Annotated in this window: 24 protein-coding genes; 11 read left to right on the top strand and 13 right to left on the bottom strand. The window is 74.6% G+C overall.

Annotated elements, in window-relative coordinates:
• From O7609_RS02015 to O7609_RS02005, 3 genes are all read right to left on the bottom strand, one after another.
• Positions 1-789 carry a glycosyltransferase family 2 protein gene (locus tag O7609_RS02015; RefSeq protein WP_269733180.1) on the bottom strand — a complete coding sequence of 263 codons (789 nt, stop codon included), beginning with the start codon at positions 787-789 and terminating at the stop codon, positions 1-3.
• 432 nt (positions 790-1,221) lie between these two features.
• A complete protein-coding gene (locus tag O7609_RS02010) occupies positions 1,222-2,337 on the bottom strand; it encodes a GNAT family N-acetyltransferase (protein ID WP_269742986.1) in 1,116 nt (371 codons plus the stop codon).
• On the bottom strand, positions 2,294-2,752 hold the full coding sequence (locus tag O7609_RS02005) for a hypothetical protein (protein ID WP_269742985.1): 459 nt from the start codon (positions 2,750-2,752) through the stop codon (positions 2,294-2,296). Before O7609_RS02005 ends, O7609_RS02010 begins: the two co-directional genes overlap by 44 nt.
• Before the next feature lie 414 nt (positions 2,753-3,166).
• Between O7609_RS02005 and O7609_RS02000 the strand changes: the two genes are divergently transcribed.
• The gene (locus tag O7609_RS02000; protein ID WP_269733177.1) at positions 3,167-3,430 is read left to right on the top strand and encodes a hypothetical protein; all 264 of its coding nucleotides are present in this window, start codon (positions 3,167-3,169) and stop codon (positions 3,428-3,430) included.
• Positions 3,431-3,541: 111 nt separating this feature from the next.
• On the opposite strand, the gene O7609_RS01995 is transcribed toward O7609_RS02000, so the two are convergent.
• Entirely contained in the window at positions 3,542-4,297 is a 756-nt protein-coding gene (locus tag O7609_RS01995) for a GntR family transcriptional regulator (RefSeq protein WP_269733176.1), read from the bottom strand.
• A 31-nt stretch (positions 4,298-4,328) separates the two neighbouring features.
• The gene (hmgA, locus tag O7609_RS01990) at positions 4,329-5,657 is read right to left on the bottom strand and encodes a homogentisate 1,2-dioxygenase (RefSeq protein WP_269733175.1); all 1,329 of its coding nucleotides are present in this window, start codon (positions 5,655-5,657) and stop codon (positions 4,329-4,331) included.
• Between the two features lie 170 nt (positions 5,658-5,827).
• Here hmgA and O7609_RS01985 point away from each other — a divergent pair, with 170 nt between their 5' ends.
• Positions 5,828-7,240, top strand: coding sequence for an aldehyde dehydrogenase family protein (locus tag O7609_RS01985; RefSeq protein ID WP_269733174.1), 1,413 nt, complete (start codon positions 5,828-5,830; stop codon positions 7,238-7,240).
• Positions 7,241-7,347: 107 nt separating this feature from the next.
• The gene (locus O7609_RS01980) at positions 7,348-8,430 is read left to right on the top strand and encodes a zinc-binding dehydrogenase (RefSeq protein WP_269733173.1); all 1,083 of its coding nucleotides are present in this window, start codon (positions 7,348-7,350) and stop codon (positions 8,428-8,430) included.
• Positions 8,431-8,578: 148 nt separating this feature from the next.
• Here the strand turns inward: O7609_RS01980 and O7609_RS01975 are convergent, their stop codons facing one another.
• Entirely contained in the window at positions 8,579-9,214 is a 636-nt protein-coding gene (locus O7609_RS01975) for a TetR/AcrR family transcriptional regulator (RefSeq protein ID WP_269733172.1), read from the bottom strand.
• Between the two features lie 119 nt (positions 9,215-9,333).
• Between O7609_RS01975 and O7609_RS01970 the strand changes: the two genes are divergently transcribed.
• Positions 9,334-10,491 carry an acyl-CoA dehydrogenase family protein gene (locus O7609_RS01970; protein WP_269742984.1) on the top strand — a complete coding sequence of 386 codons (1,158 nt, stop codon included), beginning with the start codon at positions 9,334-9,336 and terminating at the stop codon, positions 10,489-10,491.
• A 112-nt stretch (positions 10,492-10,603) separates the two neighbouring features.
• Positions 10,604-11,245, top strand: coding sequence for a TetR/AcrR family transcriptional regulator (locus tag O7609_RS01965; protein WP_443072021.1), 642 nt, complete (start codon positions 10,604-10,606; stop codon positions 11,243-11,245).
• Between the two features lie 39 nt (positions 11,246-11,284).
• Here the strand turns inward: O7609_RS01965 and O7609_RS01960 are convergent, their stop codons facing one another.
• Positions 11,285-11,749 (bottom strand): MaoC family dehydratase, encoded by a 465-nt coding sequence (locus tag O7609_RS01960; protein ID WP_269733170.1) that lies wholly within the window; start codon positions 11,747-11,749, stop codon positions 11,285-11,287.
• Positions 11,750-12,030: 281 nt separating this feature from the next.
• Here O7609_RS01960 and O7609_RS01955 point away from each other — a divergent pair, with 281 nt between their 5' ends.
• Complete coding sequence (locus O7609_RS01955; RefSeq protein WP_269742983.1) at positions 12,031-13,275, top strand: acyl-CoA thioesterase/bile acid-CoA:amino acid N-acyltransferase family protein; 1,245 nt, start codon at positions 12,031-12,033, stop codon at positions 13,273-13,275.
• A 60-nt stretch (positions 13,276-13,335) separates the two neighbouring features.
• On the opposite strand, the gene O7609_RS01950 is transcribed toward O7609_RS01955, so the two are convergent.
• Complete coding sequence (locus tag O7609_RS01950) at positions 13,336-13,803, bottom strand: hypothetical protein (protein WP_269742982.1); 468 nt, start codon at positions 13,801-13,803, stop codon at positions 13,336-13,338.
• 152 nt (positions 13,804-13,955) lie between these two features.
• Between O7609_RS01950 and O7609_RS01945 the strand changes: the two genes are divergently transcribed.
• Complete coding sequence (locus O7609_RS01945) at positions 13,956-15,449, top strand: bifunctional phosphatase PAP2/diacylglycerol kinase family protein (RefSeq protein ID WP_269742981.1); 1,494 nt, start codon at positions 13,956-13,958, stop codon at positions 15,447-15,449.
• A gap of 10 nt (positions 15,450-15,459) precedes the next feature.
• On the opposite strand, the gene O7609_RS01940 is transcribed toward O7609_RS01945, so the two are convergent.
• Genes O7609_RS01940 through O7609_RS01930 form a run of 3 tightly spaced genes read right to left on the bottom strand, consistent with a single transcriptional unit; the run spans position 15,460 to position 16,654 of the window.
• Positions 15,460-15,933: a gluconokinase gene (locus O7609_RS01940; RefSeq protein ID WP_269744299.1), complete on the bottom strand. Its 474-nt coding sequence runs from the start codon at positions 15,931-15,933 to the stop codon at positions 15,460-15,462.
• A 20-nt stretch (positions 15,934-15,953) separates the two neighbouring features.
• Positions 15,954-16,259, bottom strand: a complete 306-nt coding sequence (locus O7609_RS01935; RefSeq protein WP_269742980.1) for a DUF202 domain-containing protein — start codon at positions 16,257-16,259, stop codon at positions 15,954-15,956.
• On the bottom strand, positions 16,256-16,654 hold the full coding sequence (locus O7609_RS01930) for a YidH family protein (protein WP_269733165.1): 399 nt from the start codon (positions 16,652-16,654) through the stop codon (positions 16,256-16,258). The genes O7609_RS01935 and O7609_RS01930 overlap by 4 nt, the downstream gene beginning before the upstream one ends.
• Before the next feature lie 234 nt (positions 16,655-16,888).
• Here O7609_RS01930 and O7609_RS01925 point away from each other — a divergent pair, with 234 nt between their 5' ends.
• The 3 genes from O7609_RS01925 to O7609_RS01915 all read left to right on the top strand — a co-directional run bounded on the left by O7609_RS01925 (position 16,889) and on the right by O7609_RS01915 (position 21,523).
• A complete protein-coding gene (locus O7609_RS01925; protein ID WP_269742979.1) occupies positions 16,889-17,830 on the top strand; it encodes a hypothetical protein in 942 nt (313 codons plus the stop codon).
• Between the two features lie 127 nt (positions 17,831-17,957).
• On the top strand, positions 17,958-19,550 hold the full coding sequence (locus O7609_RS01920; protein WP_269742978.1) for an APC family permease: 1,593 nt from the start codon (positions 17,958-17,960) through the stop codon (positions 19,548-19,550).
• A 41-nt stretch (positions 19,551-19,591) separates the two neighbouring features.
• Positions 19,592-21,523, top strand: coding sequence for a primary-amine oxidase (locus O7609_RS01915; protein WP_269742977.1), 1,932 nt, complete (start codon positions 19,592-19,594; stop codon positions 21,521-21,523).
• Between the two features lie 33 nt (positions 21,524-21,556).
• Here the strand turns inward: O7609_RS01915 and O7609_RS01910 are convergent, their stop codons facing one another.
• On the bottom strand, positions 21,557-22,618 hold the full coding sequence (locus O7609_RS01910; RefSeq protein ID WP_269733161.1) for an ATP-dependent DNA ligase: 1,062 nt from the start codon (positions 22,616-22,618) through the stop codon (positions 21,557-21,559).
• 76 nt (positions 22,619-22,694) lie between these two features.
• Here O7609_RS01910 and ligD point away from each other — a divergent pair, with 76 nt between their 5' ends.
• Positions 22,695-23,699, top strand: a complete 1,005-nt coding sequence (ligD, locus tag O7609_RS01905) for a non-homologous end-joining DNA ligase (protein ID WP_269733160.1) — start codon at positions 22,695-22,697, stop codon at positions 23,697-23,699.
• Positions 23,700-23,856: 157 nt separating this feature from the next.
• Here the strand turns inward: ligD and O7609_RS01900 are convergent, their stop codons facing one another.
• Positions 23,857-24,111 carry a chaplin gene (locus O7609_RS01900; protein WP_269733159.1) on the bottom strand — a complete coding sequence of 85 codons (255 nt, stop codon included), beginning with the start codon at positions 24,109-24,111 and terminating at the stop codon, positions 23,857-23,859.
• Positions 24,112-24,452 lie beyond the last annotated feature (341 nt).

The raw sequence follows: 24,452 nt of genomic DNA, 5'->3' as shown, positions 1-24,452 counted from the left end.
TCACCCGCGGCGCTCCCGGGGGCGGACCGCCCGGCCGACGCGCGGCCGCGCGCCGCGCTCGCGCAGGATGACCGAGAGCACCCGCAGCCCGTCGCGGACGGCGCGCAGGTTGCTGGCGCCGTGGATGCGGGCGTACTCGTGGCTGGGCACTTCCTGGACCCGCAGCCCCGCCTTGACGACGCGGATGTTCATGAGCGTCTCGACCTCGAAGCCCGAGCAGTCCAGGGCGATGTCGTCCAGGCAGCGGCGCCAGAAGGCGTTGTAGCCGTAGCACAGGTCGGTGTAGCGGGCGCCGAACGTGGCGTTCACGGCGGCGGTGAGCGCACGGTTGCCCAGTCTGCGCAGCGGTGTCATGTCGTCGGTGCCGCCGCCGTTGGCGAAGCGCGAGCCCTTGGCGAAGTCGGCCCCGCCGACGAGGGCGGAGACGTAGGTGACGATCTCTGCGCCGTCGGCCGAGCCGTCCGCGTCGACCATCACGATGATCTCGCCGGTGCAGGCGGCGAATCCGCTGATCAGCGCGTTGCCCTTGCCCTTGCCGCGCTGGGGTACGACGACGATGTCGGGGCGCAGCTCGCGGGCGACGGCGACCGTGTCGTCGGTGGAGTTGCCGTCGACGAGGACGACCTCGTGCACCCAGTCGGGCAGGGACTTGAAGACGTAGGGAAGGTTCTCGGCCTCGTTCATGGCCGGGATGACGACGCTGACGGGCGGTGCGATGGCCAGATGCGAGCTGACGGGCCGATAGTGCGCCAGCGGCGGATCGGTGGGCGGAAGTACGGAGACACTCATGAGCGGTGTGGCCCTCTCGTCCGGTGGACCGGCCGTCGTGGCCGGTCCGAGCGGTTACCCGAGGCGAAGGGGGCGGGCGCCGGGCGGCGCCGGCACGGGTGGGCGGCGTGGCTGGGCCGCCGCGGCCCGGGTGCTGTGCTGGGACCCCGGACCTGACCCCCCGACCGCCGTCCGCGCTGCGTGGACCCGCGGCACACGCCCCCTCCCTGGGGCGGCACCGCATCGCGCCGCGCGGACGGCGGTCCTCTGTGGTGTGTGGTGGCTGGAACGGATGGTGGCTGTGTGGCTGGTGATGGGAGTTGAACGCTTCGCTGCGGCCGTTGGGCGCGGCCGTGTGACGAACCGAGCGTGTGGCAGAAGCTGACGTTCTGTGGCGGCTTGGAGTGTAGAACACCACATGCGGCATCCACCCATGGCTCAGTGTAAATATGCTTATTTTCGCCCTTTCGAGCGAAAACTACCGATCTGCTTGAGCAACCTGTCGGCAGGACCGAACAGTTCCGGTCGCGAGACGACGGCATTGCGCAGAGCGCGGACCGGTGCACGGTGCATCCGACGGCCGAGGGCCACGGGGTGCCGCCGTGTCACCCAGCCCTCGTGCACCGTCAGCTCCCGGGACTTCAGCGCGTCCTTGTAGGCCTTGGTGCCACGGCCCATGTCCACCGAGGCCAGCCCCTGGGCCGCGGAGGCCTCCGCCATGCGCAGATGCAGCAGCAGCCCGGGGGAGTACCTGCCGTAGGCGGGGTCGTAGGCCGGGAACCAGGTGGACAGCACCCGGTCTGAGCGCAGCCCGAAGTGCGCCGCGACCGGCCGCCCGCCCGCGTACAGCACCGAGAGCTGACCGGCGAAGCGGGCCGTGCGGGTGTGGAAGAGACGGTCCACCAGCTCGACGATCCACGGCCGCGCGAAGCGGTCGCCGCGGCCCGTGCGCCGGTACTGCGCCGACTTCCACCCCCGCAGCACCTCGAGCATGCGCGGATCGCGCTCGTCGTGGACGTAGACGACCTCACCGGCCTCGCGGCCCAGCTTGCGCCCTTTGGCGAGCGTGCGGCGCGTGAAGTTGGGAGAACGGGCACGCAGCGCCGACCAGAACGCCTCCGGGCCGTCCGCGACGTCGATGACCGGGGAGGCGAACGCGCCCGAGGCGTACCCGGCGAACGGTTGCGGCCCCGAGACGAGATGGTCGAACTCCCACACCGCGAGCCCGCAGGCCCGCAGCAGCCCGGGGGCGTCGCAGTGGAAGCCGGGTGCGGCCACCATGCCCTGGCAGTCCGACAGGCCGAGTCCGACGGCGCGTCCGACGCCCGACCGCGAGCGCTGGAAGGGCAGGAACGCCGCCGGACTCCCGGTGGCGGAGGAGCCCCCGCCGCGTATCACGGCCACCCGCGTGTCCCGCCGCACCTGGCCCACGGCGACCGTGAACTCGGGGGCCAGGAAGGGGTTCGCCAGCTCGGGCTGGCCGCTCCCGGCGGCCGAGGCCTGGAGCGCGCTCCAGGCCTCCCGGTCAGCCTGGGTCAGCTCGCCGGGTCTGCAGACGTCGGTGTCCATCGGTCCTCTCTCGGGCGGGGCCGGAGTCCGCGGCGGTGGCACCGCCCGCGCCGCGCCGCCGGGCGCGGGCCCCCAGGGCGGTGGTCAGCAGCGCCAGGGTGCTGAGGACGGCGATCGCGGTCACGCCGCCGCGCACCGACCAGCTCCTGGTGGCCAGCATCACCTGGGCGACCAGCAGGTTGACGGCGATCGAGCCGGCGAGCGCGACTGCCGACCGGCTCAGCGGGTCCAGCCCGCGCAGCGCGACGGCGAGCGCCGCGCCGGGGGCGGCCAGCAGGAAGAAGGAGGTGAGCGGGGCGCGCAGCGGCGGACCGGGTTCGGCGAACGTCAGCACGGCGCCGGTCACGCCGACGGCCACCCCGGCCAGGAGCGCGGCCCCGGCGCCCGAGCTCGGCCCGCGCGGGCCCCGGCGCACGCTCGGACGGTGGTGCGGGCTCGGACGGGCGTGCGCGCTCGGGCCGGGGCGCGCGTGCGGGCTCTGGTGTGACGTGGTGTGCATGGTCGGCTGTGCCCCCCGAAGCGCCGGATGTTCAGGCCCCACGATCCGGCCGCACCTGGTGGCCTCGTCACGGGCGTTCGGACCATGGTGGCCGGGTGGGGAGGGGGTGGGGAACCGGCTCACTGGAGCCCGCGCCCGGCGCGTGGGCTCATGCGCGGGCGCGAAGCATCACGTCCGAGTGTGCGCGACATCAGGTGACGACGTGTGAAAAGCTTCGCCGACGCCCTTGCGGGGCAGGTGGTTCCCATGGCCGGGATACCCGCCGGTCCACTCCGGGCGATAGGCTTGGGCCTGCCCGGGCCAGGTGCCGTCGTACGGGTGGGGAGTGTCATGGAGCAGATAACAGCGCGCAGCAGGGCTCGGGTGCCCGCGATCAACTGCCGTACGAGCGCTTCCGGTTCGCGTCTGGACCGGCATCTCAGCGTCATCGGCGGCCCGGCCGTGCCGCCGGGCAAGGCCGACGAGGCCCTGACGCTGATGCGGGAGTTGACCACGCACGACGCCGGCAGCAGCCGCAGCAGCCGTGGCGGGCGGGTCTCCCTGTTCGCGCCGCTGCGACGGCTGCGTCGCACGCTGTTCGGCGGCCGGGGCTGAGCCTCCCGGCCCGGCCGGGCCCGCGTGGGCCCGGCGCCGAGCGCCCGCACCCGGCGCCCGACGGCGCTCGCCCGGCGGACCCTGGCTGACGTCCGCTCAGCTGACGTCAGCTCAGTCGACGACGTTCTCCACGGTGACCGAGAAGGAGAACCGGTCCCCCCGGTAGTGAATCCGGGCCACGTCCACCACCCGCCCGCGTTCGTCGAGCGTGACGCCCGTGTAGTGCAGGATCGGGCTCAGCAGGGGAACCTCCAGCAGCCTGGCCGTCTCCGGGTCGGCCAGCCTGGCCTCCACCGTGTCCGTGATGCGGCTGATGCGGATCCCCACCTCGTCCCGCAGCAGCTTGGTCATCGGCATGCGTCGCAGCGCCTGCGGGTCGATGCGTGCCGCCGTGGCCGGAGGGATGAGGTTCTCCGCCCAGTTCGTCGGCTCCCCGCTCGCCCGGTCACGGCGCAGCCGCCGGTAGGACACGGCCTCCGCGCAGCCCGGGAAGTACTCGGCCAGCTCCGCCGGCACCGGGGCGGGGCCGTGGCCCAGCAGCGTGGTGTCCTCGCCGGACTGCTGGGCCACGATGGCGTCCACCGAGCCCAGCAGCCGCACCGGTCGGCCCCGCCGGGCCTCGGGCTCGATGAACGTGCCCCGCCGCCGGTGCCGGGAGATGAGCCCCTCCGTCTCCAGCTCCTTGAGCGCCTGGCGCATCGTGAGCACGCTGACGCCGTAGTGCTCGGCCAGGGCCTCCTCCGTCGGCAGCCGCAGCGGTGCCTCGGGCGGGCGCCCGAGTATGGAGGCCCGCAGGGACTGCGAGACCTGGTACCACAGTGGCAGCTTGCGGTTGAGCTCGACGGAGTCGGGGGCGAAGAGGGTCACCGTGCCTCCCGGCCGCTCAGGGCCGAAACGTTCAGTTGCGGAAGTGTCGTTCCAGACCCTGCCACACTTCGTCGTAGGCGTGCTGCCGGTGTCCGGCGTCCATCGCCTGCCCGGTCACCACCACCGGCCAGCGGGTCTCGAACATGAAGGCCAGCCCGTCGTCGATCTTCTGCGGGCGCAGCTCGGCCGCGCTGGCGGCCTCGAAGGTCTCCCGGTCCGGACCGTGCGCCGACATCATGTTGTGCAGGGAGCCGCCGCCGGGCACGAAGCCCTCGGCCTTCGCGTCGTAGGCGCCCTCGACCAGCCCCATGTACTCGCTCATCACGTTGCGGTGGAAGTAGGGCGGGCGGAAGGTGTCCTCGCCGACCAGCCAGCGCGGCGCGAAGACGACGAAGTCCACGTTGGCCAGGCCCGGGGTGTCCGTCGGGGAGGTCAGCACGGTGAACAGGGACGGGTCCGGGTGGTCGTAGCTGATCGTGCCGAGCACGTTGAAGCGGCGCAGGTCGTAGACGTAGGGCACGTTGTTGCCGTGCCAGGCCACGACGTCCAGCGGCGAGTGGTCGTACTCCGCGGCCCACAGGTGTCCGCAGAACTTGTTGACGACCTCGACGGGCCGGTCGGCGGCGTCGTAGGCGGCGGTGGGGGCCAGGAAGTCGCGCGGGTTGGCGAGCCCGTTGGCGCCGATGGGGCCCAGGTCGGGGAGGGTGAACGGCTGGCCGTAGTTCTCGCAGACGTAGCCGCCCGCGTGGGCGTCCAGCAGCTCGGCGCGGAAGCGCACGCCGCGCGGGATGAGCGCGCAGTGGCCGGGTTCGGCCCGCAGCGCGCCGAACTCGGTGTGCAGCAGCAGTCCGCCGTCCTGCGGCACGATCAGCAGCTCGCCGTCCGCGTCGCTGAAGACCCGGTCGGTCATCGAGGCGGTCGCGGAGTAGAGGTGGACGGCCATGCCGGTGCGCTGGGCGGCGTCCCCGTTGCCGCCCACCGTCCACAGACCGTCGACGAAGTCGGTGCCTTCGGCCGCGCGGGGCGGCGGGCCCCAGCGCAGCCGGTTCGGGTCCGGGACCTCGGTGAACGGCGCCGTGCGCAGGGCCGGGTTCGCGCGGGGCCCCGCCAGCCGGGTGAAGGCGGGGTGCGCGGCCGAGGGTCGGATGCGGTAGAGCCAGGAGCGCCGGTTGTGCGCCCGGGGCTCGGTGAAGGCGGTGCCGCTCAGCTGCTCGGCGTACAGCCCGAGGGGAGCGCGCTGGGGCGAGTTGCGCCCCACGGGCAGCGCGCCGGGTACGGCCTCGCTGCTGTGCTCGTTGCCGAATCCGGAGAGATAGGACAGTTCGTCCCCCGCCGTGCGGGTCTGGTCCCCGTCGCTCATGTCGCTCTCGCTCCTGCCGCGCTCGATTCCTATGCTGAATCATAGGAATCCGTTCGCCGTGCGCAACACCCTGGCGCGGATCGCCCGGTGGTGCGGCGTGTCGGGTGGGTGAGCCACGGCACGGCGGCGGGTGGCTGACAGTCGTAACCTAGCGGCGATAGGTTGAGGTCATGGCACACGACGCTCACTACATCGGCGGCGCCTGGGTACCGGCCCGGGGCGACGGGATCGACGTCCACAACCCGGCGACCGAAGAGGTCATCGCCCGCGTCCCCGCAGGCGGCGCACCCGAGGTGGACGCGGCCGTCCGCGCGGCCAGGACCGCCCTGCCCGGCTGGGCCGCCATCGCGCCCGCGGAGCGTGCCGCCCGCCTCACCGCGCTGACCGGCGCCCTCGACGCGCGCCGCGAGGAGATCGCCACGACCGTCACCGCCGAACTGGGCGCGCCCCTCTCCTTCTCCCGCGCCGTCCACGCCGCACTGCCCGTCACCGTCGCCGGCTCCTACGCCGCCCTGGCCGCCGAGTTCCCCTTCGAGGAGCGCATCGGCAACTCCCGGGTGCTGCACGAGCCCGTCGGCGTCGTCGGCGCCATCACACCGTGGAACTACCCGCTCCACCAGATCGTGGCCAAGGCCGCACCCGCCCTCGCCGCGGGCTGCACCGTCGTCCTCAAGCCCGCCGAGAACACCCCGCTGGTGGCCCAGCTCTTCGCCGAGGCCGTGGCCGAGGCCGGCCTCCCCCCGGGCACGTTCAACCTGGTGACCGGGTACGGACCCGAGGCCGGGGAGGCGCTGGCCGGGCATCCGGGCGTGGACCTCGTCTCCTTCACGGGCTCGACCGCCGTCGGTCGCCGCATCGGCGCCACCGCCGGGGCCGCCGTCAAGCCGGTCGCCCTGGAGCTGGGCGGCAAGTCGGCCAACGTCGTCCTGCCCGGGGCCGACCTGACGCGCGCCGTCAAGGCGGGCGTGGCCAACGTGATGGCCAACTCCGGGCAGACGTGCAGCGCCTGGACCCGGCTGCTGGTCGACGGCGACCGCTACGAGGAGGCCGTCGAGCTGGCCGCCCGCGCCGCCGCGAAGTACGTGCCCGGCGACCCGGCCGACGAGGCCACCCGCCTCGGTCCCGTCGTCAGCGCCCGCCAGCAGGAGCGCGTCACCGGGTACATCGCCCGGGGCGTGGAGGAGGGCGCGCGGCTGGTGGCCGGCGGCGCGGAGGCCCCCGAGGGCCTCGGCCGCGGCTGGTACGTGCGGCCCACCGTGCTCGCCGACGTCACACCGGAGATGACGGTCGCGCGCGAGGAGATCTTCGGACCGGTCCTGAGCGTCCTGCGCTACCGGGACGTCGACGACGCCGCCCGGATCGCCAACGACACCGACTACGGGCTGGCCGGGGCCGTCTGGGCGGCCGAGGAGGCCGAGGCCGTCGCCTTCGCCCGCCGGCTGGACACCGGGCAGGTCGACATCAACGGCGGCCGGTTCAACCCCCTGGCCCCCTTCGGCGGCCACAAGCGCTCCGGAGTGGGCCGGGAGCTGGGCCCGCACGGGCTCACCGAGTACCTCCAGACCAAGTCCCTGCAGTTCTAGAAGGCGACCGCCGGCCGCCCCCGGCGACCCCGCGGCCCCTTCGAAGCCGTACCGCCCGTGAACCGGGAAGCCGCAACCGTGAACCCGCAACCGAGGAGCCGAACGCCGTGGTCCGAGCCGCCGTCCTGCCCGCCGTCGACGCACCGCTGGAGATCACCGAGATCGCACTGCCCGATCCCGGGCCGGGCCAGGTGCGGGTCGCCGTGGCCGCGGCCGGGGTGTGCCACTCGGACCTCTCCCTGTCCAACGGCACGCTCCGCCAGCCCGTCCCGGCCGTCCTCGGCCACGAGGGCGCCGGAACCGTGACGGCGGTGGGGGAGGGCGTCACCGCCGTCGCCCCCGGCGACCGCGTGATCCTCAACTGGGCGCCCTCCTGCGGCCGGTGCCGCTTCTGCGCCGAGCGGGCCGAGCCGTGGCTGTGCCCGACCGCCAACGCGGCCACCACCGTGCCCTACGCCCGGACCGCCGACGGCCGGGAGCTGTATCCCGGGCTGAGCGCGGCGGCCTTCGCCGAGGAGACGCTCGTTCCCGAGCGGGCCGTGCTGCCGCTGCCCGACGGCATCCCGCTCACCGACGCCGCCCTGCTGGGCTGCGCCGTGCTGACCGGCTGGGGCGCCGTCCACCACAGTGCCCGGGTCGCTTCCGGGGAGTCGGTGGCCGTCTTCGGCGTGGGCGGGGTGGGGCTCGCCGTCCTGCAGTCGGCCCGGATCGCCGGTGCCGGGCCGATCGTGGCCGTGGACGTGTCCCCGGCCAAGGAGGAGCTGGCCCGGGCGGCCGGAGCGAGCGACTTCCTGCTCGCCGGGGAGGCCACGGCCAAGGAGATCCGCGCGCTGACCGGGGGTGACGGGGCCGACGTCGCCGTGGAGTGCGTCGGCCGGGCGCGGACCATCCGCACGGCCTGGGCGTCCACCCGGCGCGGCGGGCGGACGACGGTCGTGGGCATCGGCGGCAAGGCCGAGCAGGTGTCCTTCTCGGCGCTGGAGATCTTCCACTTCGCCCGCACCCTCTCGGGCTGCGTCTTCGGCAACAGCGACCCGGCGAGGGACGTGCCGGTGCTGGCCGAGCACGTGCGCGCGGGACGGCTGGACCTGGGCGGGCTCGTCACGGACCGGATCGGGCTGGACGGCATCCCGGACGCCTTCTCCGCGATGCTGGCCGGGCGCGGCGGCCGGGCACTGGTGGTGTTCTAGGCCGTTCCGCGCTCCGGGGAGGTCTGCGCCGGGGTGCGGGGCCGGCGAGCGCGGCCCCCGGCGCGGGGTGCGCCCCCGGGTGCAGGGCCCGCTCCGTTCCCTGCGGTGCGCCCGTGCGTGGTGGCCGTCCGCGCGGTTCCCCCGCCCTTCAGGGGGTGCCGGCGGCGGTGAAGCGCAGGGCGAGCCCGTCGACGAGGGCCCGCAGGCCCGTCTCGAAGGCGCCCTCGTCCACCTGCTGCTGGTGCTCCGCCAGCAGGTGGGCCTGGTCGAGGTGTGGGTAGTCGCGGGCGTAGAGCGCGGCGTCGTCCACGAACCCGCGGGCGAAGGAGCCGAGAGCGGAGCCGGCGACGAAGTACCGCATGAGCGCGCCGATGTGGGTGGCGTGGGCGCGGGGCCAGCCCGCGGCCGTCATGGCGCCGAACACGGCGTCGGCCATGCGTAGCTGGCTGGGCCGCCGCCCCGGTCCGCGGGCCAGGAACGGGACGATGTTGGGGTGCGCCCTCAGCGCCGCCCGGTAGGAGCGGGCCCAGCCCTCCAGCGCCTCCCGCCAGGGGGTGCCGTCCTCGAACATCGCCAGGTCGACGTCGGCGCAGACCCGGTCGGCGACCGCGTCGAGGATCTCGTCCTTGGTGCGGAAGTGGTGGTACAGCGATGGCCCGCTGACGCCGAGTTCGGTCGCCAGCCGCCGGGTGGAGACGGCTTCCAGCCCTTCGGTGTCCACGAGGGCGAGTGCCGTCTCGACGATGCGGTCGCGGCTGAGGAGGGGCTTGCGGGGGCGGGCCATGCGCCCCATAGTAGAGCTGACCGCACTAAACCTATCGGTGATAGGTTTAGTGGGCGGCCCAGCCGGACCCACCGGTGCGGCCCTGTACGGCAACGACCGGACGACTGCGAGGTACCGCCGTGGATCTGGAGCTCTCCGAGGAGCAGCGGGCCGTGCGTGCCCTGGCCCGGGACTTCGTCGTCCGGGAGGTCGCGCCGCACGCCGCCGAGTGGGACCGCGCGGAGTCGATCGACCCGGGCATCGTGCGGCGCCTGGGCGACCTCGGATTCCTGGGGCTGACGATTCCCGAGGAGTACGGCGGCTCCGCGGGGGACCACCTGGCCTACTGCCTGGTCACCGAGGAGCTGGGGCGCGGGGACTCCTCCGTGCGCGGCGTGGTGTCCGTGTCGCTCGGCCTGGTCGCCAAGACCATCGCCGCCTGGGGGAGCGAGGAGCAGAAGCGGCGGTGGCTGCCCGTCCTCACCTCCGGCGAGGCGCTCGGCTGCTTCGGGCTGACGGAACCGGGCACGGGGTCCGACGCGGGCAGCCTCACCACCCGGGCCCGCCGTGCTGAGCCCGGGGGCGACTGGATCATCGACGGCGGCAAGATGTTCATCACGAACGGCACCTGGGCCGACGTCGTCCTGTTGTTCGCGCGCACCGGGGACGAGCCGGGGCACCGCGGGGTCACCGCCTTCCTGGTCCCGGCGGACGCGGCCGGCCTGACCCGGCGGGAGATCCACGGCAAGCTGGGGCTGCGCGGGCAGGCCACCGCGGAGCTGGTGCTCGACAGTGTCCGGGTGCCGGACTCGGCCCGGCTCGGGCCCCTCGGCAAGGGCTTCTCCGTGGCCATGTCCGCGCTCGCCAAGGGGAGGATGTCCGTCGCGGCGGGCTGCGTCGGCATCGCCCAGGCGGCGCTGGACGCGGCGGTCGGGTACGCCGGTGCCCGCGAGCAGTTCGGCCGGTCCATCGCGCACCACCAGCTCGTCCAGGAGCTGATCGCCGACATCGCCGTGGACGTGGACGCGGCGCGTCTGCTCACCTGGCGGGTAGCCGACCTGATCGACCGCGGGCAGCCCTTCGCCACCCAGTCCTCCGTCGCCAAGCTCCACGCCTCCGAGGCCGCCGTGCGCTCGGCCAACAACGCGCTGCAGGTCTTCGGCGGTTACGGCTTCATCGACGAGTTCCCGGTCGGCAAACTCCTGCGCGACGCCCGCGTCATGACGCTCTACGAGGGCACCAGCCAGATCCAGAAGCTCGTCATCGGCCGCGCCCTGACCGGGGTCTCCGCCTTCTGAGCGCGCTCTGCCCGCTCCCCGGCGCCCGCCCCCTTCGCTGAGCGAGCGCTCAGCGAAGGGGGCGGCACCGATGTATGGTGTTCGCCCGGTCGACGGAAGCGGGGCGAAACCAGTGGCACAGGCAGCCGGGGCGGGAGCGCAGGCCCAGGGGGACTCCCAGGAGTCCTGGAGCGGGGTGGCGCCCGAGGCGGCCCGGCGGCTGCTCGTCGCGGCCGTCGAGGCGTTCGCCGAGCGCGGCTTCCACGCCACCACCACCCGTGACATCGCCGGCCGTGCCGGCATGAGCCCCGCCGCCCTGTACATCCACTACCGCACGAAGGAGGAGCTGCTCTACCAGATCAGCCGGGTGGGCCACGAGCGCTCCGTGCGGCTGCTCTCGGAGGCGGCCTCCGGGCCCGGCGGCAACGCCGACCGGCTGGCCGCGGCCGTCCGCGCCTTCGTGCGCTGGCACGCCGAACACCACACCACCGCCCGGGTGGTGCAGTACGAGCTGGCCGCGCTCGGCGAGGAGCACTACGCGGAGATCATCGGCCTGCGGCGCCGCTCCGAGGAGCTGGTCCGCGATCTCCTCGCGGCCGGCGCGGAGGCGGGCGAGTTCGAGGTGGCCGACGCGCGCGGCACGGCGCTCGCCGTGCTCTCCCTGTGCGTGGACGTCGCCCGCTGGTTCACTCCGGGGGGACGCCGCACTCCCGAGGAGATCGGCGCCTTCTACGCCGACCTCGCCCTGCGCATGGTCGGCGCCCGCCCGGGCTGAGGCGCCCGGCCGGATCTGCGCCCCGCCGAGCGGCGGGCGTCAGCGGTAGTAGCGGACGACCGATTCCGCGACGCAGACCGGTTTCTCGCCGCCCTCCCGCTCCACCGTCGTCTGGGCCACGCACTGCACCCCGTCGTCGCCCACCTCGGAGACCTCGGCGATCCGCACCCGGGCCCGCAGCCGCGAGCCCACGGGTACCGGAGCGGGGAACCGTACCTTGTTCACGCCGTAGTTGACGCCCATGCGCACCCCCTCGACCCGCAGCACCCGCGGCATCAGCACGGGCAGCAGGGAGAGGGTCAGATAGCCGTGCGCGATGGTCGTCCCGAACGGCCCCCGTGCGGCGCGCTCCGGGTCGACGTGGATCCACTGGTGGTCGCCCGTCGCGTCGGCGAACAGGTCGATCCGCTTCTGGTCGACCTCCAGCCAGTCGCTCGGCCCCAGTTCGACGCCGACCGCCTCCCGCAGCTCATCCACCGTCGCGAAGACCCGGGGCCCCGCCATACCGCACCGCCTCTCTCGCCGTTGTTCCGGGCGCGGCCGCGGCCACCCCCCTGTGCTAAGCGCTTGCTCAGCATGCGTGGGCGGCGCGGCCACTGTCAACGGCCGAGGACCGTCCCCGGACGAAGCGCCCTGCCGACACCCGGCAGGAGGACGTCCCGAACGCTGCCGTACCCCGCCTCGTGACCGTGGGCCGGGCGGCGGGCCAGGGTTGGCACCCGGAGCCGCTCGACGCACGGCCGGCCAGGCCGGGGACGAGGCGTCGGCTTCACCGAGGAGGAGTGATGAGACGGACGATGCGGGCGGCGGCCTCCGCCGGGGTGGCGCTGCTGCTCACCGCGGGGTGCGCCGGCGGATCCGAGGGCGGCACCGACGCCCGGATCAGGGTGGACAAGCCCGTGGCCCTGGCGGACGAACCGGTGCGCATCCGCGTGACCGGCCTGCGGGCCGACGCCGAGGCGACGGTCACCGCTCAGGCCACGGACCGGGAGGGCGAGCGCTGGGAGGGGCGGGCCGTCTTCACCGCCGACGGGACGGGCACGGTCGACCTGACCCGTGACCGGCCGCGGTCGGGTACCTACGACCAGGCCGACGGCATGGGGCTGTTCTGGTCCATGAGACCCGAGACCGCTCCGACCGACGCGTCGCGCTTCGAGACGCGGTGGCCCGAGCAGCAGCGCGCCTACGACGTGGACATCACGGTCGAGTCGGACGGTACCCCCGTCGCGCGGCGCACGCTCACCCGCACGTGGATGCGCGACGGCGTCAGACACCGCCCCCTGACCGTGGGCGAGGACGAGGTGCACGGCGTCCTGTACCAGCCGCCCGCCGACCTGCCGGCGCGCCCGCCGGTGCTCAGTTTCGGCGGCTCCGCCGGCGGCGTCGGGGAACGGTACTCGGCAGCCCTGCTCGCCTCCCGCGGGCACCCCGTGCTCGTCCTGTGCTACTTCGACTGCCCCGGTCGCCCCGACACCCTGCAGAGGATCGGGCTGGAGTACTTCGCCACCGCGCTCCGGCTGCTGGACCGGGAGGCCGGTGAGGGGCCGCAGCGGGTGTCCGTGATCGGCCGTTCCCGCGGTTCCGAGGCCGCACAGCTCCTCGGCCACCACTACCCGGACCTGGTCGAAAACGTCGTCGTCTACGCCCCGAGCCGCGACACGCACCGCGGCTTCCCCGAGGGCGACGTGGCCTGGACGAAGGACGGACGGCCGGTCGAGCACAGCCCCATCCCGCTCGACCGGGTGCGCGGCACGGTGCTGGCGATCGCCGGAGGGGCCGACGGGCTCTCGCCGTCCGGACCGGCGGCCGAGGAGATCGGCGGGCAGCGTGGCGACTCGGGCCAGCGGCACCGGGCCCTGGTGTACCCGGACGCCGGGCACGCCCTCGGCACGTACCCCTACACCGCGACCGCCACCTACCTGCGGCACCCGGTGACCGACCGCTACGTGGACCTGGGCGGCAGCCTCGCCGCCGACGCGAGGGCCCGGGCGGACAGCTGGCCGCGGGTGCGCCTGCTGCTGGGGAGCTGACGGCGGCCGTGGAGCCGTCCCGAGCGGCCGGGTGCCCGCACCGTGCGGGCACCCGGCCGCTCACCCGGCGGCCAGTGCCGGGGCCCGTCCCTCGTGGCCGGCCTCCGCCTCCATCGTGGCGATCAGCCCGCGCAGGACGGCCGCGAGCGGTGCCCCGGGAACGTGCGCCGGGTCGTCGAAGTGCAGGAGCGCCCGGCCGCCCCACGTGCGGCTGTGCCAGTCGTCCAGTGCCGTGGGCTGCCGGATGCCCAGGTGCTTCTGCTCCCGGCGGCGTCGGGCGGACTTCTCCTCGTAGGCGAGCCAGACCTCCCGCGCCTCCTCCAGCTCCTCCAGCGCGGCGACCAGACGGTGCCCTTCGGGAGAACGGTCCTCCGGGCCGAAACCGCCCCGGGCGCACAGGTGCGCCCACGTCGCCCGGTGCCCGTAGGGGGCGAAACGTTCCAGGCATTTGCGCAGGGCCTGCCGCCGCTGTGACGGCGAGCGCGCCGGGTCGCGGACCTGCGCGGCGAGTGCTCTGAAGCCGGCCAAGGTCTCCACCTCCGTTTGCGTCGACCTGAATCGACCGAGTGGCTGCTGATGGGACGTAGACGTTCGCGCATCGGATCCCCCCGCCCGTTCGGACGTCCCCGCCCTTGTCGTCCCCGGGTGCGAGGGACGGGCCGCCGGGGTAGTCCTTGCGTATGCCCGCACGCCTGCGCCGACTGGACCACGCACTGTTCGCCGCCGTGGCAGGCCGCCACTGGCCCGGCGCCGAGCGGATCCTGCCCCGGCTGAGCCACAGCGCGGACCACGGCCGCCTGTGGCTCGCGCTCGCGGCCGGCGCGGCGCTCTCGGGCCGGCCCGGAGGCCGGGCCCGGCGCGCCGCACTCCGCGGTGTCGCCGCGCTGGGCGCGGCCTCCGCCACGGTCAACGGCTTCGCGAAGTGGTCGTTCGGCCGCAGTCGGCCGGTCCTGGACGCCGTCCCCGCGGTGCGTCACCTCCGGCGGCCGCCCGTGACGACGTCCTTCCCCTCCGGGCACTCGGCCTCCGCGGCGGCCTTCGCCACCGGGGTCGCCCTGGAGTCCCGCGGCGGGGGCACGGCGCTGGCTCCGCTCGCCGCCGCCGTCGCCTTCTCGCGCGTGTACACCGGCGCCCACTATCCGAGCGACGTCCTGGCCGGGGCGGCGATCGGCGTCGGCGCGGCCGTCGTCACGCGCCGGCTGCTCGCCCCGCGCCCGCTGCCCGCGCCGTCCCAGCCGACGGTGCCCGCCCCGCGCCTGCCGGGCGGGCGCGGGCTCGTGGCCGTCGTCAACCCCGTCGCCGGAACGTCGGAATCCCTCCATGTCCTGCGAACGGATCTGCCGCGGGCCGAGTTCCTCGTGTGGGACCGGGCGGCGGGGTCGCTGGAGCAGGCGCTCGACGAGGCGGCGCGGCGCGCGGCGGACGCGGGCGGAGCCCTGGGCGTCCTCGGCGGCGACGGCACCGTCAACACCGCCGCCCCGCTCGCCCTGCGCCACGGGGTGCCCCTCGCGGTGCTCCCCGGTGGAACGTTCAACCACCTCGCCCTGGACCTGGGCATCGTCGAGCCCGCCGACGCGTGCCGCGCGCTGGAGAGCGGTGACGCCGTCGCCGTCGACCTGGCCCGCTTCACCTCCGGGGCGGGTCCCGGCGGCCGGGCGGGCGGCGCGGGCCACGCGGGGCACTTCGTGAACACCTTCAGCCTCGGCGTCTACGGGGAGCTGGTGGAGGTGCGCGAACGGTGGCGGGGCCGCATCGGAGCCTGGCCCGCCGCCGTCCTGGCCGCGGCCGTCGTGCTGCGCCACGCCCGGCCGGTGGAGCTCACCGTCAACGGGCGGCGCCGCTCGGTCTGGCTGCTGTTCGCCGGGAACTGCGCCTACACCAGCTTCGGCGGCGCGACTCCCCGGCGGCCCGACCTCGCGGACGGCCGGCTCGACACGCACATCATCCACGGCGGGCGCTGGGCGCGGCTGCGACTGCTGCTCGCCACCGCCGTGGGGCTGCCCCACCGCTCGCCCGTCCACGCCGCCGCCCGGGTGCCGTGGCTGCGCATCACCGGCATCCCGCCCGGCACGGTGTGCGCGTTCGACGGAGAGACGGCCCCGGCGCCCACGGAGCTGCTGCTCGACAAGGAGGAGTGGAGGCTGACGGTCTACCGGCCGCTGCCGCTCGGGTGAGCCGCCCCGATCACTGCCGCAGGTCCGCCAGGACGCGGCTCACGGTCTCCTCCGGGGTGGTGTCCACCGGCACGTCCGTACCCGGCTCGTCGTCGTCCAGCGGCTCCAGAGCGGCGAACTGCGAGCGCAGGAGCGAGGGCGGCATGAAGTGCCCGCGCCGCTCGGCGAGGCGGCGGGCGACCAGCTCCCGCGGCGCGTCCAGATGGACGAAGAACACCCCCGGCGCCGCCGCGCGCAGGCGGTCGCGGTAGCGCCGCCGCAGCGCCGAGCAGGCGACGACCCCGCCCGTGCCGGACCGCTCGGCCAGCCATCCGGCGGCGGCGTCCAGCCAGGGCCACCGGTCCTCGTCGGTCAGGGGTGCACCGGCGGCCATCTTCGCCACGCTGTCCGGCGGATGGAAGTCGTCCCCCTCCGCGTAGGGGAGCCCCAGCCGCCGGGCCAGCACCGTGCCCACCGTCGTCTTGCCCGAGCCCGACACGCCCATGACCACCACGAGAGCCGCCGTCACTGCATCACCACTCCCACCGCCGCGAGAACGAGCGTGCAGGCCGCCACGGCGCCGGCGGCGGGCGGGCCGAGCGGCGCCGGGCGGGCCGCGCCGAGGCCGTTCAGCCGCCGGTGAGCCAGCCCGGCGAGCAGCAGCACCGTCAGCAGGGCGACCGCCAGTCCACCGTAACCGGCGATCCCGGCGTCCCGGATGAGCGCCTGCCGCACGAGCAGCAGCCCGACGACCCCGGCGGCCAGGGTGGTGCGGCGCCAGGCCAGCCGCGTCCGCTCCGGCTGGACTCCCGGGTCCCGGGCCCCGTTCACCGGCCGCCGCCGTCCAGCACGAGCGCACCGGCCACCACGACCGCAGCCAGCGCGGTGCCGACGCCGAGGAGCGCGGGGAACCGGGACGGCGGCAGATCCTCGCCGCGGCGCATGGCCAGCTCGCAGCGCACCCAGTGGTGCACGGCCCGGACCGCGCACACCGCGCCCCCCACCATCAGGACGACGGCCGTGCCCGTGCGCGTCGCCGAGCCGAGCCGGGTGAGGAACTGGTCGACGGCGACGCCCCCGGCGACGAGGGCCAGCGCCGTGCGGATCCAGGCGAGGAACGTGCGCTCGTTGGCCAGCGAGAAGCGGTAGTCGGGCGTGTGCCCCTCCGCGCGCACCCGGCTCGGGCTGAACCACAGCCGCACCGCGTTCCCCAGTCGTCCGATCACCCCCAGAGCGTATCCCCGGCGGGCGCTCCGCTCGCCGCATGCCGGACGCCGGGACCCGGACACCGGGCCCCCGGAACACGCCCCGCCGCCTGTCAGCCGGCACCGGGAGCATGGAGATTGACGGCACGTCCGGCAGAACTGCCGCAACCGGACACACTCCGCACAGGTCCGGTCGCTCATGGCTCGTTCTGGGGTTGACGCGGTCGGTTCCCGGCGGTTGGCTGACCCCCGACCATGACTCCACCACCCCGTTCCCTCCGGCTGGGCCGACGTGGACAGAGCCGGAGCACCGACCCGGCTCTCGACGACACCGCGCTGGCCGCCGCCCGCGACGCGCTGAGCCGCGGACGCTGGGCCGACGCCCGCACCCTGCTGACCGCCACCCGGGAGGACTGGGACCGGCGCGGCCACCGCGCCCTCGTCCTCGCCCAGGCCACCGGCAGCCACACCTGGGCCCGCGAGTGGCAGCTCGCCGAACCGGAGAGCCCCGACGCCGCGCTGCTGCTGGCCTGCGCCACCGTGCGCCGCGCCGTCCGGGGCAAGACCTCGCCCGACGCGGCGGAGGAAGCCGCCACCGCCGCCGAGCGGCTGGCACCCGACGACCCGACGCCCTGGCTCGCCCGACTGCTCCTGGCCCACCACCAGGGAGCCGAGGCCGACTTCCGGGACGCCTTCGACGAGCTGCGCGTCCGCCACCGCGACCACCACCACGCACACCACCTGATGACGACACGGCTGGCCACCACCTCGGCCACGACCCCGCACCCCGTCTACGAGTTCGCCCGGACGACCGCCGAACACGCCCCCGCGGACTCCCCGCTGGCGCTGCTGCCCGTCGTCGCGCACGCCGAGCGCTTCCAGGCGCTGGCCGCCTCCGGCGAGATCCCTCCCGACCCCGCCGCCACCGGCCACTGGGTCAGCCGCCGGGCTCGCGCCGCCGTCCGCGGAGCCTTCGACTGGTGGCTGGAGTGGGGCACCGAGGAGAACCACGCCCGCCGGCTGGTCGACCTGAACTACCTCGCCTACGCCAAGTACCACGAAGGACGGATGGCGGAGGCCGCAGCGCTGTTCCAGCGCATCGGACCACATGTCACCCCCGCGCCTTGGTCGTTCACCGGCCGGGACGCCCACGCCGCTTTCGCCGCCGCCCGGGAACACGCCTTCCGGATGGCCTGAACCCGGCACCGGCCCCCATCCGCCCCCGCCTCGCCGCCCGCCGCGCGAACGCCGCGCCCCGCCACCCACCCCGCCGCCTTCGACTCCGCCGCCCTCTGAGCCCCCGAACCGCAGGAGAGGAACCGTCATGCTGACGGGCAGCAGCGCACGACCGGACGAGATCAACACCTACATGGGACAGGACCGCGCCCTGCGCGCCGGCCGGCTCGGGACGGCGGGGCTGCTCCTGTCCGTCCTGGCCGCCACCGCGCCCCTCATGGTGGTGGCCGGTCTCATGCCCACCACCTACGCCGTCATGGGCATCACCGCCCAGCCGCTGCTGTTCGTCGTCCTCGGCGCCGTCATGGCGCTGTTCGGGGTCGGATACGCCGAGATGAGCCGGCACGTGCACAACGCCGGCGCCTTCTACGCCTACATAGCCCGCGGCCTGGGCGGAACCGTCGGGGCGGGGGCGTCCTACGTCGCGCTCGCCGCCTACAACGCCCTCCAGGTCGGCGTCTACGGGCTCCTCGGGTTCGAGGCCTCCCTGCTGCTCGACGAGTACCTGTCCGTCCAGGTCGACTGGTGGCTGGTCGCCCTGCTGGGCATCGCCGTCACCGGCGTCCTCGGCGCCCTCAAGGTGGACCTCAACGCCAAGGTGCTCGGCTCCCTGCTGCTCGTCGAGGTCGCGCTCGTGGTTGTCCTGGACCTCGCCTTCGCCGCCGAACCCGGCCCCCAGGGCCTGTCCCTCGCGTCCTTCGACCCGGGCGCCCTCACCGGGGCCGGGCTCGGCACCGCCCTGTGCTTCACCGTCGCCGCGTTCCTCGGCTTCGAACAGGCCCCGGTCTACGCGGAGGAGACCCACCGGCCGCAGACCGTCGTACGCCGCGTGATGTTCCTCGCCGTCGGCTCCGTCGCCGTCTTCTTCGCCCTGACGTCCTGGCTCATGAGCGTCGCCACCGGCCCGGACCACATCGTCGGCGCGGCGCGGGAGCAGAGCGCGGGGCTGCTCTTCGGCCTGGCCGAACCCCGGCTCGGCGGAGCCTTCACCGACGCGCTGCACGTCCTCTTCCTGACCGGCATCTTCGCCTGCATGCTCGCCTTCCACAACGTCGTCGCCCGCTACGCCTTCGCCATGGGACGCGAAGGCCTGCTGCCCGCCGCCGTGGGCCGGGCCTCGAAGGGCACCGGCGCGCCGGCCATCGGCTCCCTGCTCCAGACGGGCGTCGCGCTCGTCGTCGTCCTGGCCTTCGCGCTCTTTGACGGCGGCGGCCACGGCGATCCGACGACGCCGGTGCTGCGGCTGTTCACCTGGATGGGCAACGTCGGAGCGCTCGGCGTCATCGCGCTGATGGCCGCGACCTCCGTCGCCGTCATCGCCTTCTTCGTCCGCCGCGGCGCCGCCGCAACCCAGGGCGTACGGCTGGCCTGCTCGGGGCTCGCCGCCCTCGGACTCACCGTCATCTTCGGCTACGCCGTCGTCGACTTCGACGTCCTTCTCGGCGCCGACCCCTCCTCCGCCCTGCGCTGGGTCCTGCCCGGCCTCATCCTGGCCGCCGCCCTGGCCGGCGTTGCCGTCGGCCTCTACCTGCGCTCCGCCCGCCCCGCCCGCTACGCCCGGATCGGGCTGGGCAACGAGGCCTTCCGGCTGGAGGAGGCGGCCCAGGAGGCCCCTTCCCCGGCGCCCGCCCCGGGCGAGCCCGCCGGCACGTCCGCGAACGAGCCCCCGAACCCGTCCTGAACATGCCCTGAACGTGCCCGCCGAGTAGGAGAGCCGCCACCATGGTCCGCCATCCCCTGGAACCGCTCACGGCCGAGGAGATCAGCGACGCCCGCGCCGTCCTCGCCGAGGCCGGGAAGGTCACCGGCACGACCCGCTTCCCGCTCGTCCTGCTGGACGAACCGGAGCGGCACACGGTCACGGCCCACCGCCCCGGCGACCCGGTCGTGCGCCGGGTCCGCGTCACGCTGCTGGACCGCGCCACCGGCCGGGCGGCCGAGGCCCTCGTCGACCTCGGCTCCCGCACGCTCGTCGCCTGGCGGGAACTGGACGCCGAAGAGGACGGGCATCCGCCCATCCTCTTCGAGGAGTACGAACTCTGCGACGCGATCGTCAAGGCCGACACCGGCTGGCGCAAGGCCATGGCCGACCGCGGCATCGACGACGCGGCGATCGGACGCGCCATCGCCACCCCGCTCGCCGCGGGCCACTTCGGCCGCGACGAGGAGACCGGGCGCCGCATGCTGCGCTCGCTCACCTTCCTGCGCTGCGACGCGGCCGACAACCCGTTCGCCCACCCCGTGGCCGGGCTCGTCGCCGACGTCGATCTCACCGAGCGGCGGGTCCTGCGGCTCGTCGACACCGGGCCCGTGCCGGTGCCCGCCGAGTGCGGCACCTACGACCCGGCCCATACCGGGCCGCCCCGCACCGATCTCAGGCCGCTGCGGATCACCCAGCCCGAGGGGCCCTCCTTCACCCTCGACGGCCACCACCTCACCTGGCAGAACTGGGACCTCCGGCTGGACTTCAACGCCCGCGAGGGCCTCGTCCTCCACCAGCTCGGCTTCCACGACGGCGGTCGGCTGCGGCCGGTCCTGCACCGGGCCTCCCTGGCGGAGATGGCCGTGCCCTACGCCGAACCGGACCCGGCCCGCAACTGGGTGTGCTACCTCGACGCGGGGGAGTACCTGCTCGGCCGCAACGCCAACTCCCTGCGCCTCGGCTGCGACTGCCTGGGCGAGATCCGCTACCTCGACGCCGTCCTCAGCGACGACGAGGGCCACCCCGAGACCCTCCACAACGCCGTCTGCCTCCACGAGGAGGACACCGGCCTGCTGTGGAAGCACACCAACATCTTCGACGAGACCGGCGAGACCTCCGTCGTCAGCCGCCGCTCGCGTCGGCTGGTGATCTCCTACATCACCACGCTCGGCAACTACGACTACGGCTTCTACTGGTACCTCTACCAGGACGGCACCCTCGCCTTCGAGGCCAAGTCCACCGGCATCGTCCAGACCTCGGCGAGCGAGCCGGGCCAGAGCACCCCGCACGCCACCGAGGTCGCTCCCGGCCTCCAGGCCCCCTACCACCAGCACCTGTTCTGCGCCCGGCTCGACGCCGCCGTGGACGGCCCGGGCAACACCGTCGAGGAGGTCGACGCCGTCCGCATCCCCCTCGGCGAGGACAACCCGAACGGCAACGCCTTCACCGCCCGGGCCACCCCGATCACCTCCGGGGCCGACGGCGGCCGCTTCGCCGACCCGGCCGTGGGCCGCACCTGGCGCGTCGTCAACCCCGCCCGGTTCAACCGGATGGGCAGCCCCGTCGCCTACACCCTCGTGCCGCGCCCCGGCCCGCCGCTGCTGGCCGACCCCGCGTCGCCGGTCGCCCGGCGGGTGGAGTACGCCACGCGGCACCTGTGGGTGACCCGGCACCGGCCCGAGCGGCGCTACCCCGACGGCGACCACCCCAACCAGCACCCCGGAGGGGCGGGGGTGGGGGCCTGGGCCCGGGCCGACGAGCCGCTGGAGAACACCGAGCTCACCCTCTGGCACACCTTCGGGCCCACCCATCTGCCCCGGCTGGAGGACTGGCCGGTCATGCCCGTGGACAGCACCGGTTTCACCCTGCGTCCCACGGGCTTCTTCGACCGCAACCCTGCGCTCGACCTGCCCGCCGAGACCGCCGGCACCGGCCACTGCCACACCGTCTGACGCGCTGACCCGGTCCACGGCCTCGCGGACGGGTCACCCGCTCAGCACCTCGGCCAGGTCGTAGCCCACCACCTCGTCCAGCTGCGCGTAGGTGCACTCCCGGGGCGGCTTGTCGTCCCGCCAGCGCCGGAACTGGGCGGTGTGCCGGAAGCGGCCGCTCTGCATGTGGTCGTAGGCCACCTCGCACACCCGCTCCGGCCGCAGCGGCACCCACGACAGGTCCTTGCCGCCGCTCCAGCGGCTCTGCCCGCCCGGCAGCCGCCCCGTCGCCTGGGCCTCCTCGTTCTGCCACGCCGCCCACGGGTGGCCCTCGGCGCCCGCCATCCTCAGCGGCGCCAGCTCCTCCACCAGCTCCCGGCGCCGCCGCATCGGGAAGGCCCCGCACACGCCGACGTGCTGGAGTCGGCCCGTGTCGTCGTACAGGCCGAGCAGCAGCGAGCCCACCACCGGGCCGCTCTTGTGCTCGCGGAAACCCGCCACCACACAGTCCGCCGTGCGCTCGTGCTTGATCTTCACCATGAGCCGCTGGTCCGGGCGGTAGGGCAGCGTGAGCCGCTTGGCGATGACGCCGTCGAGCCCGGCGCCCTCGAACCGGTCGAACCACTCGCGGGCGACGGCGACGTCCCGGGTCGCGGGCGCCAGATGCACCGGCGGGGCGGCGTCCCGCAGCGCCTCACGGAGCGCCTCGCGCCGCTGCGTGAGCGGAGCCTCCAGCAGGGAGACGTCGTCCAGTGCGAGTACGTCGAAGGCCACGAAGCTCGCGGGAGTGGTGCCGGCGAGCAGCCGCACCCGGGACGCGGCGGGGTGGATGCGCTGCTGGAGCGCGTCGAAGTCGAGCCGCCCCTCGCGGGCGACGACGATCTCGCCGTCGAGCACGCACCGGGCGGGCAGGTTGGCCCGCAGCGCGTCGACCAGTTCGGGGAAGTAGCGGGTCAGCGAGTTCGTCGAGCGGCTGCCGAGCTCGACCTCGTCGCCGTCGCGGAAGACGATCGCCCGGTAGCCGTCCCACTTCGCCTCGTAGTGCATCCCCGGCGGAATCCGCGCCGCCGACTTCGCGAGCATGGGCTTCACGGGAGGCATCACGGGCAGATCCATGCCGCGATTGTCCGCCGCCCGGCCCGCGGACGCTCGCCGAAAGGCGGAGCCGGACCGGGCGGTCTAGCGTGACGGCATGGGTCAGGCGGTGGAGCTGGACGTGGACGGGCGGGCCGTACGGCTCTCGAACCCGGACAAGGTGTACTTCCCCGAGCGGGGGTTCACCAAGCGGGACGTGGCCGAGTACTACCTCGCGGTGGGGCCGGGCATCCTCCGCGCCCTGCGGGACCGCCCGACCACCCTCCAGCGCCACCCGGACGGCGTAACGGGGGAGTTCTTCTACCAGAAGCGGGCGCCCAGGGGGCTGCCCGAGTGGATTCCCACCGAGCGCATCACCTTCCCCAGCGGACGGCACGCGGACGAGATCTGCCCGACCGAGGTGGCGGCCGTGATCTGGGCCGCCAACCTCGGCACGCTGTCCTTCCACCCCTGGCCGGTCCGGCGTGGCGACGCGGAGCACCCCGACGAACTGCGCATCGACCTCGACCCGCAGCCCGGCACCGACTACCGGGACGCCTGCCGGGCGGCGCGGCGCCTGGAGGAACTGCTGGACGGGCTCGGGCTGCGCGGCTGGCCGAAGACCTCCGGCGGACGGGGGCTGCACGTCTTCGTCCCCATCGAACCCCGCTGGACCTTCACCCAGGTGCGCCGCGCCGCGATCGCCGTCGCCCGGGCGCTGGAGCGCGCCGACCCCGGGCGCATCACCTCGGCCTGGTGGAAGGAGGAGCGCGGCGAGCGGATCTTCGTGGACTACAACCAGACCGCCCGTGACCGCACCATCGCCGCCGCCTACTCCGTCCGCCCCCACCCGAGGGCGCGGGTGTCGGCGCCGCTGCGCTGGGACGAGCTGGAGGACGCCCACCCCGAGGACTTCGACCTGGCCACCATGCCGGCACGCTTCCGGGACCTCGGGGACGTGCACGGTGACATGGAGGACCACGCCTTCGCGCTGGACGGGCTGCTGGAACTGGCCGACCGCGACGAGCGGGAGCACGCGCTCGGGGACCTGCCCTACCCGCCCGACCACCCGAAGATGCCGGGGGAGCCCAAGCGGGTGCAGCCCAGCCGGGCCAGAGACTGACGGGGCGCCCCGCCGCACGGCGGGTCCGGCGACGTGCCCGCGACGCTTCCCCCGGCCGGGGCCCTCAACCGGCCGCGGTCCGTGAGCGCGCGGGGCGCTCACGGACCGCGGGAGCCGCTGACGGCGGCTCGACCAGACCGCTAGGGGCCGAGCCGGGTCACTTGTTGATGCAGGTGTTCCCGAACGTCGGGTTCAGCAGACCGATGACGTTCACGGTGTTGCCGCAGACGTTGACCGGAATGGCGATCGGCACCTGCACGACGTTGCCGCTGAGGACGCCGGGGGAGTTCACGGCAGCGCCCTCGGCGCTGGCGCCCGACGGACCCCCGTGGGCCAGCGCGGAGCCCGCGCCGCCGACGATCAGCGCGCAACCCGCCGCGGCCAGCGTCGTGGCCTTGACGACGTGCTTCATCTTTATCTCCTTTGTGCACAGCACTGCATGGGCAACCCGCTCAACGACGCGGGGAGTCCGGGGATACGCGCCGTCACCCGTTGGGGCGGCCGCGATGCGCCGTGCGGAGCCATGGTCCGGGAGCGCTGCCACGAAGGCGCGCGGCCTGCTCATGCGTCCATCGGATGAACAGGTTTCCCTGCTGCGGCATATCAGCGCGTCTCATCAGATTTCCCGACGTTGTCTGTCAAGGTGCTGTCCGGGCCGCCGCCGCCCGACCGGCCCGGAACCGGACACCCACCACAACCACCGGCACGGACGGCCGCGGGCGCCACCAACCGCACCGCACATCGACGCCGGGG

Origin of the sequence: Streptomyces sp. WMMC1477, assembly GCF_027460245.1 — a bacterium.
In the GTDB taxonomy this organism is placed as follows: Bacteria; Actinomycetota; Actinomycetes; order Streptomycetales; family Streptomycetaceae; genus Streptomyces.
The sequence above is the reverse complement of the archived record's forward strand: the minus strand, read 5'-3'. Positions and strand labels throughout refer to the sequence as shown.